14 protein-coding genes and 1 pseudogene are annotated in these 14642 nt (G+C 69.7%); 12 read left to right on the top strand and 3 right to left on the bottom strand.

All coding sequences use genetic code 11. The features are described from left to right. Positions 1-603, bottom strand: coding sequence for a PadR family transcriptional regulator (locus CWOE_RS22410; RefSeq protein WP_160165554.1), 603 nt, complete (start codon positions 601-603; stop codon positions 1-3). 793 nt (positions 604-1396) lie between these two features. Here CWOE_RS22410 and CWOE_RS22405 point away from each other — a divergent pair. Beyond that, positions 1397-2233, top strand: a complete 837-nt coding sequence (locus CWOE_RS22405; RefSeq protein WP_328284364.1) for a helix-turn-helix transcriptional regulator — start codon at positions 1397-1399, stop codon at positions 2231-2233. Between the two features lie 274 nt (positions 2234-2507). Here CWOE_RS22405 and CWOE_RS22400 read toward each other — a convergent pair whose 3' ends face one another. Further along, positions 2508-3233, bottom strand: coding sequence for a hypothetical protein (locus CWOE_RS22400; RefSeq protein WP_012935927.1), 726 nt, complete (start codon positions 3231-3233; stop codon positions 2508-2510). Between the two features lie 437 nt (positions 3234-3670). Between CWOE_RS22400 and CWOE_RS33920 the strand changes: the two are divergent. Then, positions 3671-3841 (top strand): annotated as a pseudogene (locus CWOE_RS33920) (aldo/keto reductase); the annotation flags it as partial. A 564-nt stretch (positions 3842-4405) separates the two neighbouring features. On the opposite strand, the gene CWOE_RS22395 reads toward CWOE_RS33920, so the two are convergent. After that, on the bottom strand, positions 4406-4696 hold the full coding sequence (locus tag CWOE_RS22395) for a hypothetical protein (protein WP_236262146.1): 291 nt from the start codon (positions 4694-4696) through the stop codon (positions 4406-4408). A gap of 177 nt (positions 4697-4873) precedes the next feature. Between CWOE_RS22395 and CWOE_RS22390 the strand changes: the two genes are divergently transcribed. From CWOE_RS22390 to CWOE_RS22345, 10 genes are all read left to right on the top strand, one after another. Further along, positions 4874-5770, top strand: a complete 897-nt coding sequence (locus tag CWOE_RS22390) for a phosphotransferase (protein ID WP_012935926.1) — start codon at positions 4874-4876, stop codon at positions 5768-5770. A 75-nt stretch (positions 5771-5845) separates the two neighbouring features. Continuing rightward, positions 5846-6841 (top strand): sugar phosphate isomerase/epimerase family protein, encoded by a 996-nt coding sequence (locus CWOE_RS31240; protein WP_012935925.1) that lies wholly within the window; start codon positions 5846-5848, stop codon positions 6839-6841. Next, positions 6838-7872 (top strand): Gfo/Idh/MocA family protein, encoded by a 1035-nt coding sequence (locus CWOE_RS22380; RefSeq protein WP_012935924.1) that lies wholly within the window; start codon positions 6838-6840, stop codon positions 7870-7872. Before CWOE_RS31240 ends, CWOE_RS22380 begins: the two co-directional genes overlap by 4 nt. After that, complete coding sequence (locus CWOE_RS22375; protein ID WP_012935923.1) at positions 7869-9029, top strand: Gfo/Idh/MocA family protein; 1161 nt, start codon at positions 7869-7871, stop codon at positions 9027-9029. Before CWOE_RS22380 ends, CWOE_RS22375 begins: the two co-directional genes overlap by 4 nt. Beyond that, positions 9026-9853: a PHP domain-containing protein gene (locus CWOE_RS31235; RefSeq protein WP_012935922.1), complete on the top strand. Its 828-nt coding sequence runs from the start codon at positions 9026-9028 to the stop codon at positions 9851-9853. Before CWOE_RS22375 ends, CWOE_RS31235 begins: the two co-directional genes overlap by 4 nt. An 85-nt stretch (positions 9854-9938) precedes the next feature. Further along, on the top strand, positions 9939-10124 hold the full coding sequence (locus CWOE_RS22365) for a hypothetical protein (protein ID WP_012935921.1): 186 nt from the start codon (positions 9939-9941) through the stop codon (positions 10122-10124). 2 nt (positions 10125-10126) lie between these two features. After that, complete coding sequence (locus CWOE_RS22360; RefSeq protein WP_012935920.1) at positions 10127-11263, top strand: ABC transporter ATP-binding protein; 1137 nt, start codon at positions 10127-10129, stop codon at positions 11261-11263. 126 nt (positions 11264-11389) lie between these two features. Next, positions 11390-12787 (top strand): ABC transporter substrate-binding protein, encoded by a 1398-nt coding sequence (locus CWOE_RS22355; RefSeq protein ID WP_148261115.1) that lies wholly within the window; start codon positions 11390-11392, stop codon positions 12785-12787. A gap of 64 nt (positions 12788-12851) precedes the next feature. Beyond that, positions 12852-13811: a carbohydrate ABC transporter permease gene (locus tag CWOE_RS22350; RefSeq protein WP_012935918.1), complete on the top strand. Its 960-nt coding sequence runs from the start codon at positions 12852-12854 to the stop codon at positions 13809-13811. Then, the gene (locus CWOE_RS22345) at positions 13808-14632 is read left to right on the top strand and encodes a carbohydrate ABC transporter permease (protein ID WP_012935917.1); all 825 of its coding nucleotides are present in this window, start codon (positions 13808-13810) and stop codon (positions 14630-14632) included. Before CWOE_RS22350 ends, CWOE_RS22345 begins: the two co-directional genes overlap by 4 nt. The last annotated feature ends 10 nt before the right edge of the window (positions 14633-14642 follow it).

Below are 14642 nucleotides of genomic sequence, written 5' to 3'. Positions count from 1 at the left end.
TCACCTCGCGGCCCGATCGCCCTCGGCGGCCGTCACCATCGCGAGCGCCCACTCGACCCATTCCAGCTCGCTCTCCAGCTCCATCGCGAGCTGCTTGTCCAGCAGCCGTCGAGCCAGCACGACCGGCTCGGTCGGAAGATCGCTCCGAGGAGGTGGCAGCTCTCTCTGCTGACTCAGCAGCTTCAGCCGGCGCGCTTCGAGCGCCCTGCGCAGCAGACCGTAGTCGCGCACAGACCCAGCGCAGCGCAGCCGGACGCGGAACTCCGCTCGCGTTTCACCGCGACTGAAGCCGTGCTCGACCACCTCGGCGACGAGCCGGCGGCCAGCTGGAGTCACCAGATAGGTCGTGCGAGGCTGGCGCTCAGAGCTGGGCAGCTCCTCACGCTCTCCCGCTACGAGACCGTCCGCCGCGAGCTGGTCGATCACGTCGTAAATCGACTGCTTCCGAGGGGCTGCCTCGATACCTATCAAGTCAACGAAACGTCTGTAGAGCTTGTAGCCGTGACACGGCGCCTCGAGCAACAGAGCAAGAGCCGCGACCTGGTTCAGCAGCCGACGCCGATCGCGCGGTGCCCCACCATGCACACGCTGCGCTTGTGTCACCTGACCCCCTAGCCGATTCGCCCATGCCCCTTCACCGAAAACTACTCCAATGTGAGACGCGGCCGCAACTGTCATCCGTGCATCGCGATCGACGCAACCACGATGCCGCGCATCGCGAACGTTCGGTTTCCGAACATGTCGGAACTCGACTAGGCTCCGGTCCATCGGCCTGGGACAGTGCCGGGCGATGACGGCTCCATACGAGTCATGTGCGGCTCGCGGCCTCCGCGCAGGTGGAGCCCTCCTCGTCCCACAGCCGCTCCGGCAGAACAGCCACTGGGCGGCTGTCGATCGCCCCTCACACCGGCGCACGCATCCCCGTGTGCCGATTCTCCCGCGCGCGGGCGCGAGCGGCGTCTGTCGGCATCGCCTCCTTCCCCCGGAGGCATGCCGACGGATGTCCTCATCGATCGGCGGTGGCGACGGCGCGGCCGGGTCGTGCTGACGCGGCTGCGGCTGGAGCGGGGCGTTCCCACGCGGCCGCGTCAACAGTGACGCCGGACGGCCGTTCAGGCACCTGGGGACCAAAAGTGCCCGCACATATCGCCGTGCCGATGTTCCCCCTCACGGCGCGACGAGCATGCGGCACACCGGCGCCGGCCGGCCTTCCCCCACGGTCGGTCGGCGCCCCACTTTGACGCCGCGACCAGCGTCAAGAGCACCGCTCGGAGACACCGCCCGGCAACCGAACCGCGCGTTTCGTCGGGCAGCCCGCAGGTCGGTTAGGTGCCGACTCACCGCCGCACGCGGCGTGATCCGCGTTCCATCCACGGCGTGATCCGCTTCTCAAGAGGTGCGCGGACCAGCCATCAGGCGATCGTCGCTCAGGTCATCGCGACCCTGCACGACAGCTTGGAGCGGCGAGGGTACGCGGTCTCGGCGATCCTCGAACCGCGCGACCCGTCGCTGCGCGTCGGCGCGCGCTGGTTTGCACGAGCCCACACAGCAGCGGGGAAGTGGGGGACATCGCCTGTCGTGTCTGGTGGCCGAGCCGCGCGTCCTACCGGGCCACCCTCGCCGAACCGGCCGAGAACACCAGAATCGCTCGCGGAGCCGACGCCGTGAGCGCGGGCGTCGCCGCCTCCGGAGCGACCGCGGTCGGTCGCATGGTGAGAACGCTACGAGGCTTCACGGTCTCTCGCAAGAGGAGCTGGCGCGGCGGATGGGGAGCCACCGCAACTACATCGGCGCGATCGAGCGAAACAGGTCGCGAGACGTTCAGGTCGGAACCATCGTGCGCCTTGCCGAAGCGCTCGACGTGCCGACCCGCGGGTTCTCCGAACGATACGTCGGAGGCGCCACGCTCCCGCTTCGCAACCGGGAATTCGTGCGCGTCTGCGAAGGCGGGCCGACGGCGATGGGCGCCCTCCTGCGCGCCACGCGCATCGCAAATCGGGCGACAATCCAGCAGCTCGGGTCCGCCTCCGGCCTGCATCACAATTACGTCGCGACGCTGGAGCGGGGCGGGATCCGCTCCCCACGGCTGAGCACGATCGCACGCGCCACGCGCCCGCTCGCAGCCAGCGACGAGACCCATCGCGACCTGTTCATCACCGCGATCCGGCTCTATGCCGGTGAGGCTGCTGCCGCTGCGCCTGGCAGTCGGAGCGTTTCGGCCCGCTGCGGCTAGAAGGGGACCTCGTCGTCGCTGAGGACCGCCGGTGCGTTCATCCCGAGCCGTTCACGGATCGAAGCGGAAGAAGCACCGCAGCGCCGCGATCGTGCGGGCCTGGCTGGCGGGGGCGGGGCGGTGGTCGGCTTCGGCGGCGAGTAACCGGCGCAGGTGCGCGACCGGCACCGCCGTGAGGTCGTGCAGCGACCCGGTCCTCGCGGCGGCGCTTGTAGAGCACGACGAGGCGGAACCGGTTCGCTTGCGTACCGGCTACTCGTCGGCTCGGCGCATCTCATTTCGCCGGGCGGATTGCTAGTTGGAGGCTGATGCGGTGTCTGGGATCGACGCCACCGGCTGCGAGCACGATCGCGCGGCCGACGCGGATTGCCTCGTACTCGATGTCCGAGTAACCGTCCTCGTCGCGTACGGGGACGAGGCGGGGCATACGCCAGCGGATGTGCCGGCCGGTGCGGGCGTCGAATTCGTGCAGGGTGCTTGGGCGGTCGTTCCGCTGGTCGATCCAGACGGCGCGACCGGCCTGCAGTGACGGTGAGACGCAAGAGCCGTCGCAGCGTCCGAGCGTCTGCCGCCGTCTGCCGCGGACGAACAACATCTCCGAGGTCAAGTCGCGTGGGCGAACGTCGTGCTCGACGAGACGGGCTGAGCCCTCGACCGCGACCGTCGAGTCCGTGCCGGTGTCCTCAGGTGGCGGGCGCAGGTGGGGCGTGTCGAGGTCACCGCCGGGATCGTCCATCGGGTCGCGCTCGACCCTACGGCCCGTGCGCCAGTCGGTGTAGTAGATCGAGTCGCAGTGGTAGCAGCCGTGGTTCTCGAAGCTATCAATCCAGACGCTGCCCCATGCGTCGATGCGGCCGGTGATCTCGCGCCGCGTAACGAGCGATCCGTCGCGCGTGCGGATGATGTCGGCGACGGTCAGGTTCGGTGCGCTGCCTGTGCCGCAGGTCAGCAACGCGAGCCGGCGGGGGTTGGCGCTGAGGAGTCTGCAGCCGGCGCGCACGCGGAGCGTTCGCGTTCGACGCGTCAGCGGATCGAGCAAGCGGATCCGGCCGGGCCGGTCGTGCCAGACGAGGTTCGTACCGTCGCTGGTGGGCTTCCAATTGGCATATCCGAGCGAGACAAGATGCGCTCGGTCGCCGGGCCTGGAATGGGCGGCGCCTGCGCTCGGAGGCGAGTGCGCAACGCCGATCGCGACCGTCGCCGTCGCCGCGGCGATCAGCACCCGCAGAGCTCGGCGGTGACGAAGGGGGTCGACGCGGTTCGCCGGTTCGATAGGACCCATACGCCTGTGACGACGACGGTCGTGCCCGAAAGTTGCGTGACTCGACCGCATCCGAGGCGCCGTGTTCGTCGGATCCGTGAGCTGGCGCGCCGGGCGGCTGGCTCTCAGGTAGCTGGAGCGTCGACAGCTCCCCAACCTCCCCGGCACGCCAGAGACTCGCCGCGCGCTTCGACATGGAACTGCCCGACAACCAGCGCAGGCTCGACGCCGTCCAACGGCTCGCGCAGGTTGCCGACGATGCCGGTCTGTCGCTGATCGAGTTGGCTATCGCCTTCGTCGTCAACCACCCGGCGGTGACGTCGGCGATCATCGGCCCCCGCCGCTGACGCCGTCGTCGACGCTGCGCTGCTTGACCGCATCGACGAGATTCGTCGCCCCCGGCATCACGATCAACCCGGCCGACAACAGCTACGGCGAGCAGGTGCTTCAACCGGCGCTCCGCCGCCGCTAGCCAGAGCAGAGCGTCGATCTCACGCCAGCTCCCGCACCTCGACGAACCGGTAGCCCCGGTCGGGGATATGCGTCAAGAACCCGCCTGGTAGATGGACCTGCGAGGCCGGCGTGCGCTCGGGTCCGCGTCCTGGTCGCTGGTGGCGGTGACGATCGTCAGCTTGGCGTCGGGGCACCCCGCGCGTGCCTTGACGTAGCGCCGGTTGATCACGTCGAGGTCGGTGTCGAAGCCTCCGGGTTGCGGATCGGAGTCTGTCCAGGGTCGTGCGGCATCGCCAGGGGAGGTCGTCGAAGCGGTTCAGAAGAGCCCGAGCAGCTCGCAGGCCGCGGCGGACTTCGTCGAGCAGCCGCGGGCGGGCGACGGCTTGGAAGGTCGAGTCCATGAGGGCCTCGAAGAGGCGCACAGGGGGACTGTCGTCTGGGCCGGTGAAGGCGGGCAGTCAGATGCTGGCGTCGATGACGAGTCGCGTCAACGCTCGGCGCGGACTTCGCGGACGGCTCTCAGGCCGAGTTCCGTCGCTTCTTTGCTCGGTGAGGTTGAAGCGGGGGGTGCGGCGTGCGGTGGCGATGCCGAGTCGGCGGATCGCGAGGTCTTCGAGCAGTTCGCGGTCGTCCTTGCCCGGATCCTCTGCGCGCAGCTCGGCGAGGAGGTCGGCGTCGAAGTCGATCGGCGTGGTGCGCGAACCCCTCATGAGATCAGGGTAACGCCCGTCACGGCGATGTCGCGTCATCTGCGCGCCGGATCCCGCTCTGGCCTCAGCTCCACAACCGTCACGGACTTCGGTACTCCGGGCGCCGAGTCGCCCGTCGCGAACTGGCGGGGCGAGCAGGTCGCCGACGTTGGGTGCGATGCGCTAACTTGAACGTTCCACAAACGGAGTGCGAGAAGAGAGACAAGGAGCCTTGCCGTGACCGATGTTGCCGACCTGCGCGCTCGCCTGACCGAGCGCCTGCCGGGGTTGGAGATCCGCAGCGTGACCGAGATGCTGAACGGCTGGGACTCGGTCGTGCTCGACGTCAACGACGAGCTGATCGCGCGCTTCCCCAAGCGCGACGAGGTGCTGGTCCAGCTCGAGAAGGAGCTGCCGCTGCTCGCCGAGCTGGATCGGCGGCTGCCGGGTCGCGTGCCGGCGCCGACGCGAGTGGGCGCCCCGACGGATCCCGATCGCTTCCTCACCTACAGCAAGCTCCACGGCGTCGCGCTCTCCCCCGAGCTTGCGAGCGGCTCGCATGGCCCGGCGCTGGCGGATCAGATCGGCGAACTGCTCACGGTCGTCCACGGGATCGACACTGCGATGGTGGTCGGGTTCGGCATCCCGGAGGCGAGCGCCGGCGACTGGCGCGCACAGTACGTCGAGCTGTACGAGCGCATCTCCGATGGGGTTCTGCCGACGCTCGATCCGGCCGAGAGGGCGAGCATCGAGCAGACCTGGCGCACGTTCCTCGACGATCCGGCGAACTTCGCCTTCACGCCGACGCTCGTCCACGGCGACCTCGCCTGCGAGCACATCCTCTGCGACGCGGGGCAGGGCACGGTCACGGGCGTGATCGACTGGGGCGACGCGAGACTTGGCGACCCGGCGTTCGACTTCGTCGGCCTCTACGCCGAGTGCGGGTGGGACTTCACCCGTGCTGTCGCGGCCGCATACGGCGGTGAGCCGGGGGCGACGTGGGAGCAGCGGGTCGCCTTCTACACCTTCGTTATCCCGTTCATCGGCCTGCTGGCCGGTGCCGAGCTGGGCGACGAGGGGATCCTCGCGGAAGCGCGCGACGGGCTCGCCGCGCTGCTGGCCGAGCGGGCGTGATCGCGGCGTCGCGTCGCTTGCGCCGGCTGATAGCTTACTTGAACGTTCAAGAATGACTCTGAAATGGAGCGATGGATGGCACCTCGCGTCGGCTTAGACGCATACAGCTTGCTCGGCGACATCGTCGAGGGCGCGACCGTCGAGGTCCTCGAGCGCGTGCGCTCGCTCGGCGCCGACGGTCTGCAGGCGACCCTGCCGAGCGACGAGGGACGGGCGCGAGAGCTGTTCGCCGCGGCGGCGGACTGGGGCATGTATCTCGAGCCCTACGTCAAGCTGCCCGTCCACTGGAGCGGCGACGCCGAGCTGATCGCCGTGCGTGAGCGGGACTTCGAGCTGGTGACGCGGCTCGCCTCTGAGCTGGGCGCGCGCACGCTGCACTGCTCGATCGGCGCGGGCGAGCGCTTCGAGGACTTCGCGCGCTGGCAGGAGTACAAGCAGCAGGTCGCGACGGTGGTGCGCCGGCTGGCGCCGCGGTTGGAGGAGCGCGGCCTGCGCCTGGGGATCGAGAACCACGGCGACTTCACGACGCGCGAGCTGGTGCAGCTCGCCGAGGCGAGCGGCTCGCGTCACGTCGGTGTGGGCTTGGACACCGGCAACCTGCTCTATTTCGCCGAGGACGTGCGCAGCGCGACCGAGCGGGTCGCCGCGCTCGTGCACTCGGTCCATCTGAAGGACGCGCTGCTGTTCCCGCACCCACGCGGGGCACAGCGGGCCGTTGCCGCTCCCGGAACCGGCCAGGTCGACTTCGAGGTCGTGATCGGGACGCTGCTGCGTGCGAACCCCGATCTGAACCTGACGATCGAGGACCACGGCGACGTGCTGCCGGTTCCCTTCTTCGACCGCGGCTGGCTGGAGCGGCTGCCGGAGCTGTCTGCCGTCGACATCGCGGCGAGCGCGGAACTGGCAGCGCGCGGCGGCCGGCTGCTGCGCGAGCACCGCTTGGCGGATCCACACGCGGTCGACGCCATCCCCTGGGAGCTGCGCGCCCCTGGACGCCTGCGCGCCGGCATCGCCGCCATCCGCGCGGCCGCCGGGCGCGCCATCGAGAACGAACGCAAGGAGGAGCAGTGAGCTTGAACGTCGGGATGCTCGGGACTGGCGGCATCGCCAGCTATCACCTCGCCGGCTTCGCGGAGTGCGCCGACCGCGCACGCATCGCCGCGGTGGCCGACGTCAACGAGGACGCGGCGCGTGCGTTCGCGAAGGCCGCCGGCGCCGAGCGGATCTACACCCGCTGGCAGGACGTGATCGAGGACGACGCGATCGACGCCGTCGACATCAGCCTCCCGCACGACCTCCACGCCGAGGTCGCCGTCGCGGCGGCCGAGGCGGGCAAGCACATCCTCGTCGAGAAGCCGATCGCGACCACGCTCGAGGACGCCGACCGGATGCTCGCGGCGGCCGAGCGCGCCGGCGTGACGCTCGCGGTGCTGCACGACCGGCGCTTCTCGCCGTCCTACGAGCTGGCCAAGCAGCTGCTCGACGACGGCGTGATCGGGCGGCCCCTGCTCTACCGCCTCGACCACAACCAGGCGCCGCAGTTCCCGGAAGGCAGCTGGGCACGCTCGCGCGAGCGTCTCGGCGGCGGCGCGGTCATGAGCTGCCTGACGCACATCATCGATCTCGCGCGCCACTACGCCGGTGACGTGGCGGACGTCGGCTGCTGGTCGGTGACGCTGCCGGAGAAGATGGAGGGCGAGATCATCGGGGTCGTCCCGATGCGTTTCGCCTCCGGCGCGGTCGGCGACCTCTCGATCAACTGGAACGTCAAGGGCCGCAAGAGCGAGCACGGCACCTGGTACGAGATGGTCTGGATCTCCGGCACCGAGGGGACGCTCCACACCTTCAACGACGGCGAGCGCCATTCCTTCGGCGGCGTGCGCTACATGCGCTACGGCGAGGAGGGCGATCCGTTCCAGTTCGTCCCCGCAGAGAGCAGACTGACCGGGCATCAGCGCGCGATCCTCGACTTCGTCGACAGCGTGCTGAACAGAACTCAGCCGCTCGTCACCGGCGCCGAGGGCCGGGCCGCGATCGAGGTCGCGCTCGCCGCCTACGAGGCCGAACGCGACGGGCGCGTCGTCACCTTGCCGCTGCGATGAGCGCTGCCGAGATCGGCGTCGGCATGTGGGGCTACGGCTTCATGGGCCGCACGCACGCCAACGCCTACCGGCAGGTGCGCCATCTTCCCGGCGCACACGCCGCGCGGCCGCGACAGCTCGTGATCGGCGGGCGTGACGGCGAGGCTGCGCGGCAGGCCGCCGCGACGTACGGCTTCGCCCGGCACGCGAGCGACTGGCGCGAGATCGTCGCCGATCCGGAGGTACAGCTGTTCGACAACAGCGCCTGGCACGACGTGCACGAGGAGCCGTGCATCGCGGCCGCGCAAGCCGGCAAGCACGTGCTGTGCGAGAAGCCGCTCGCGCTCGACGCGGACGCCGGCAGGCGGATGCTGGCGGCAGTCGAGCGGGCCGGCGTGCAGCACATGGTCGCGTTCAACTACCGCTTCGCGCCGGCGGTGCGGCGTGCGCGCGAGCTGATCGCGGCGGGCCAGCTCGGCGAGGTCCGGCGTATCCACGTCTGCTACTTCCAGGACCATCAGGCGGATGCATCGCTGCCGAGCCCGTGGGGCGGCCGCTCGCAGACCGGCGTGCTCGACGGGCTCGGATCGCACGCGATCGACCTGGCGCGCTTCCTCGTCGGCGAGATCGAGAGCGTCACGGCGGACATCAGGACGTTCATCCCCGAGCGCGGCGCCGGCGCGGGGTCGCGGGAGCGCATCGCGATGACCGAGGACGACGCATTCAGCGCGCAGGTCGCCTTCTCCGCAGGTGCCCTGGGCGTTCTGGAGGCCGCCTGGGTCTACGCCGGCAGCAAGAACGCCCTGCGCTTCGAGGTCAACGGTTCCGAGGGATCGCTGTCGTGGAACCTCGAGGACCTCAACCACCTGCACTTCAACCGCGTCCCGTCCGGGTCGGGGGATCCCGGCGGGACGCGCTCCCTGCTCGTCACCGATCGTGGCGACCCGTACGTCGGCGCCTGGTGGCCGCCCGGCCACGTGCTCGGTTGGGAGCATCTGCATGCGAACCTCGTCGCTGCGTTCGTCGACGCGATCGCGACGGGCGAGCCGGTGGCGCCGTGGGGCGCGACGTTCGCCGACGGTCTGCGCGCGATCGAGGTGGCGGAGGCGATTCGCCGTTCCGCCGCCTCGGGCCGGCGCGAGACGGTCGGCCCGCCGTCGATCGGAGCACGCTCGTGATCGCGGACAACCACAACCACTTCGTCGAGTGCGGGGACGCCGTCGCGATGGCGCGCGCCGGCGAGCGCGCGGGCCTCGCCGAGATGGCGCTGACCGAGCATGTCCACCACCTGACCGATGCGCTCGAGCGCATCCCGGCGTTGCGGCGCATCCCGCCGGAGGGGCCGGCCCTGTCGCAGGAGGCATACGTGACGGAGGTCGGACGGGCGCAGGCCGCGGTCGGCATCCGCGTCGGAGTCGGGATCGAGACGGAGTTCATGCCCGACAGCGAGGCGACGGCCAGAGGCCTCGCGGCGTTCCTGGCTGACACGCGGAATGCGTGGGACGTCGTGATCGGCTCGGTCCACCTGCTCGCCGACGAGGTCTTCTTGGAGGACGTCGACGACGCCGATCCCGACGGTGCCTGGCGCGACTACGGTGAGCGGCTGCTCGCCAGCATTCGCAGCGAGGCGTACGACGTGATCGGGCACCCGACGCGGCTGGCCGTGGTCGGCGGACCGGTCCCCGAGCGCGCGCACACACTGATGGACGAGCTCGCGCTCGCGGCGGTGCGCCACGATGTCGCGCTCGAGGTCAACGCGGTCGACCTGCGCGCTCAGCCGGCGCTCGTCCATCGCTTGATCTCGTGCAGCGCCGCGCGCGGAGCGGTGCTCAGCCTCGGCTCCGACGCACATGCTCCCGACCGCGCCGCGGCGGCGCTCGCGGCGCCCGCGGCGCTGCGCGACGCGGGCGTGTCCGAGGTCGCCACCTTCGTCGGCGGCGGCCGCCGCATGATGCCGCTCGGGCCGCCTCGTCACCTTGACACGACCAAGCCTCGGCACTAGTTTGTGTAACGTTCAAGTAGCGGGTCCGGGACATGCCCAGACCGTCGCTGTTGAAGAGTCCCCCCGGAGGAGTCGCATCGTCGTCATGGATCTGCGCGAGTTCATCGCCTCGGCCGTCTACACCCCTGCGGAGCCTGCCGCACACCTCGACCCAGAGGTCCCGAGCTGGGCGCGCTTCGACGGTCACGTCAACTACGCCGCCCGTCCGGCCCGCATCGCGGCCGACGCACTCGCGGCGCACCGCGACTCATCCCTCAGCGGCAGCGCCTGACGATGGCCGCGATCACGCTCGAAAAGCTCACGAAGCGCTTCGGCCCCGACACCTGCGTCGTGGACGAGGTCACGCTCCAGATCGAGGACGGCGAATTCCTCGTGCTCGTCGGCCCGTCGGGCTGCGGGAAGACCACCTTGCTGCGGATGATCGCCGGCCTGGAGGCGCCGTCCAGCGGCGACGTCTTCATCGGCGACCGCCGCGTGACGAAGATGCCGCCGGGCAAACGCGACGTGGCGATGGTCTTCCAGGACTACGCGCTGTTCCCGCAGATGTCCGTGCGGCGCAACATGGGGTTCGGGCTCACGCTGCGCAAGACGCCGAAGGCCGACGTCGCACGTCGGGTGGACGAGGTCGCCGACGTGCTCGAGCTCTCCCCGCTGCTCGAGCGCAAGCCGAGCGAGCTGTCGGGCGGTCAGCGCCAGCGTGTCGCGATGGGCCGCGCGATGGTGCGCGAGCCCGAGGTCTTCCTGATGGACGAGCCGCTGTCCAACCTCGACGCCAAGCTGCGCGTGCAGATGCGGGCCGAGCTCGCGAGCCTGCGCCAGCGGCTGAAGCGGACGACGGTGTACGTGACGCACGACCAGGTCGAGGCGATGACGCTCGGCGATCGCGTCGTCGTGCTGCGCGACGGGCTGATCCAGCAGGTCGACACGCCTCAGCGCATGTTCCGCCGACCCGCGAACGTGTTCGTCGCCGCCTTCATGGGCTCGCCTGCGATGAACCTCGCCGAGGCCGTGGTGCTGGACGGTGGCGTCTCGCTCGCCGGCGTGGAGATCCCGCTTGCGCAGGGCTCGGCCGTTCGCGCTCTGGAGGGGAGGAACGTGATCGTCGGCATCCGACCGACCGACCTGCGTACCGCATCGTCCAACGGGTCGCGCTCCGATTGCGCCGTCCTGCGGATCATGCCCGAGGTCATCGAGGACCTCGGGAGCGAGATCCACGTCCGCTTCGCCGCCAGAGCTGACGCGGTCGACGGTGCCGACCTCGGCGGCGACGATCTCACCGAGCGGGCGCGGCGGCAGTTCACGGCGTGCCTCGATCCGAACACGCGCGTGACCACCGGCACGCCGCTCGATCTGCTGATCGCGCCGGGCGACGTGCACTACTTCGATCCCGAGAGCGGCGAGCGGATCTGACTCGAAGCGTCGGCGGCCGAACGCCGACGCTGACGTGCCACATACTTACGGCTTGAGCATGTGAACGATAAAGTGACCACTGGGGTCACGATTTAATCCCCCGAGTTCTTTGGAGAGAGGGCAGTGGTGCTGAGCAAATCATTCCGTGGCCGGGCAGCGGCCGGCCTCGCGGTGCTGGGTGCGTGCGCCCTGGCCGCCTGCGGCGGTCCCGGCACGAGCGCATCGACGTCGACGGACTCCTCGGCGTCGGCCGACACGAGCGTTCCGAGACAGGACCTCACCGTCACGATGTGGGACCAGGAGGCGCAGAACCCCATCAACCCCGGGCTCGAGGCCGCGATCTCCCAGTTCGAGAAGCTGCATCCGAACATCTCGATCAAGCGGGTGGCGCCGCCCGGGATCGGCAACGAGTCGACCGTCGAGTCCACGACGAAGACGAAGCTGGCCGTGTCGGGGTCGAATCCCCCGACCCTCGTCGAGGGCGACACGCTCCCCGGAGGGGTGCTCGCGCCGCTCATCCAGGCAGGGCTCATGCGCGACATGGGACCGTACGTCGACGCCTACGGCTGGGACCGGCGGTTCCGCTCGATCGGCGGCCTGACGCTCGACCGCTACTCCAACAACACCAGACGCTGGGGAGAGGGCCCGGTGTACGGGGTCCCGTGGTACGGCTCGGAGATCGGCGTCTTCTACAACCGCAGACTGCTGGAGCAGATCGGCGTCCCGCTGCCGAAGACCTTCGCGGACTTCGAGGCGTCGCTGGCTGCCGCCAAGCGCGCGGGCATCACGCCCATCGTGCTCGGCAACTCCGATCGCGACGGCGGCGGCTGGCTGTTCAACGAGCTGCTCGCCGACTTCCTCGGCGCACCCGAGATGCTCAAATGGGTCCTCAACAAGCCGGGAGCGACGATCACCGGGCCTGACGGGGTGCAAGCGGCTCAGACGATGAAGGACTGGGCCGACGCGGGCTACTTCACGAAGGGCTACGAAGGCATCAGCCTCACGCAGCAGGCGGCCCAGTTCGGTCGCGGCGAGGGCCTGTACATGATCGCCCTCCACGTGCTGGCACCCACCAAGGACCCTGACGGCTTCGGCTTCTTCTACGTGCCCGACCCCAACGACGCCGGCAGAACGCCCGCAACCGTGAACAACGCGATGTGGAGCTTCGGCATCTCGGCGAACGCGCCCCAGGAAGAGGCGAACGCCGCCGCTGCGTTCCTCGACTACCTGAGCTCGCCGCAGATGCAGCGCCAACTCGCGCTCAGACATGGGTCGCTCCCGGTCGTGCCGGTGGACGGGCATGTCGATCGCGGTGCGGTCTACGACGACCTGCTGCAGGCGTGGAACGAACAGCGGGCGTCCGGGACGGCGCTGCCCTTCCTCGGCAGCGGCACGCCGCTCAACTACACCTACACGACCTCGATCCAGGGCGTGCAGGACCTGCTGGCCGGACGCGTGAGCCCTGCGGAGCTGCTGGACAAGATCGAGGAGCAGCAGCAGGCGTATGTCAGAGCCGGCAAGTGATGCGCTCAGCCAGTTCGCGATCGAGCAGCACGCGGCAGCGCCGGCCGATCGGGGGCGTCGCGTGATGTCCTCGGCCGGCGTTGCATCCGGCCGTGCGGCAGCCGCACGCCGGACTCCGCTGTGGGGACGGCTGCGGGCTCGTGTCTCGCCGCGCGACGGCGTCCCGCCCGGTGAGCCGCGTCGCGTCGCGTACCTGTACGTGCTGCCTGCGCTGGTGCTGTTCGCGCCGCTCGTCCTGTTCCCGCTGGCGGAGACGGTCTGGTTCTCGTTCTACTCGTGGAGCGGAGTCGGGCCGAGCCGTCCCGTGGGCCTCGAGAACTACCGGGCGGTCTTCGAGAACCCGCAGATCAGCAGCGCGTTCGTGCACTCGGGCGTGCTGATCGTCTTCTTCTCGCTGATGCCGATCGTGTGGGGGCTGCTGCTGTCCGCCGCGCTGTCGCGCTTTCGCGTGCGCGGGCTCACGTTCTTCCGCGTGATCCTGTTCCTGCCGCAGGTGCTTGCGACCGTCGTCGTCGCGACCAGCTGGCAGTGGATCCTCGCCTACGACGGGCCGCTCAACGCGTTCCTGAGATTTCTCGGGCTCGGCAGCCTCGTGCGGCCGTGGCTCGGGGACTATGGGACCGCGCTGCCGGCCGTCGGCCTGATCGGCGGCTGGGTCATGTTCGGTTTCTGCATGGTGCTGTTCCTCGCGGCGATCCAGGAGATCCCCCGCTCGCTGTACGAGGCCGCGCGCGTGGACGGCGCAGGGCCGGTCCGCGAGTTTCTCACCGTGACGCTGCCCGGTGTCCGCAATCAGCTCGCCGTCGCCTTGACGGTGACGGTGATCGGCGCGCTCAACACCTTCGACCTCGTGTACGTCCTCACACAGGGCGGACCGGGAACGCAGACCGTCGTGCCGGGGTACCTCGTCTACCAGCAGGCGTTCGCCAACGGCGACATCGGCTCGGGCAGCGCGATCGCCGTCATGCTCACGCTGGCGATCTTCGTCGTCGCGGTCGTCATCAACCGGGTGGCGGAACGATGAACGTCTCGCGTACGGAGCGCTCCCTGACGTATGCGGTGCTGTGGGTGTTCGCCGGCTTCGCGGTCGCGCCGATCGTGCTCGTCCTGTTCGCGGCGCTGCAGCGCCCGGACGCGCTGATCACCGGGGTCCCGTTCCCGACCGGCTTCCACCTGGACACGTTCGAGCGGGCGTGGACGGTCGGCCACTTCGAGCAGTACCTGATCTCGAGCGCGATCGTGACGATCAGCGTCGTCGTGATCACGACCGTGCTGTCCGTGCTGGCGGGCTATGCGTTCGGCAGCATGCGCTTCCGCGGGTCCACCGCGCTCTTCTACCTGTTCATCCTCGGGCTGATCATCCCGCACGAGGCGCTCGTGATCCCGCTCTACTTCCGCATGCGTGACGTCGGGCTCACCGACACGTATCTGTCGCTGATCCTGCCGCAGTCGGCCATCTCGCTCGCATTCGGCATCTTCTGGATGCGTGCGTACTTCCGCTCGGCGCCGCGGACGCTGATCGAGGCGGCGCGCCTGGAGGGCGCGTCGAGCCTCACGGTGCTGCGGCAGGTCCTTCTGCCGCTCGCCAAGCCGGCGATCACGACGCTGGTCGTGCTGACGTTCATGTGGAACTGGAACGAGTTCCTGCTGCCGCTGATCATGATCAGCAGCGAGAGCCATCGGACCACGCCGCTGGGACTTGCGTTCTTCACGGTCGGGCATCGCACGAACGTGGTGGAGCTGGCAGCCGCGAGCGTCCTGATCGCTGCCCCGGTCGTCGCGGTCTACATCTTCATGCAGCGCCGCTTCATCTCCGGGATGCTGAACGGCGCGGTGAAGGGGTAGCGCCGCGCGG

The organism is Conexibacter woesei DSM 14684 (assembly GCF_000025265.1).
Classification (GTDB): domain Bacteria; phylum Actinomycetota; class Thermoleophilia; order Solirubrobacterales; family Solirubrobacteraceae; genus Conexibacter; species Conexibacter woesei.
The sequence above is the reverse complement of the archived record's forward strand: the minus strand, read 5'-3'. Positions and strand labels throughout refer to the sequence as shown.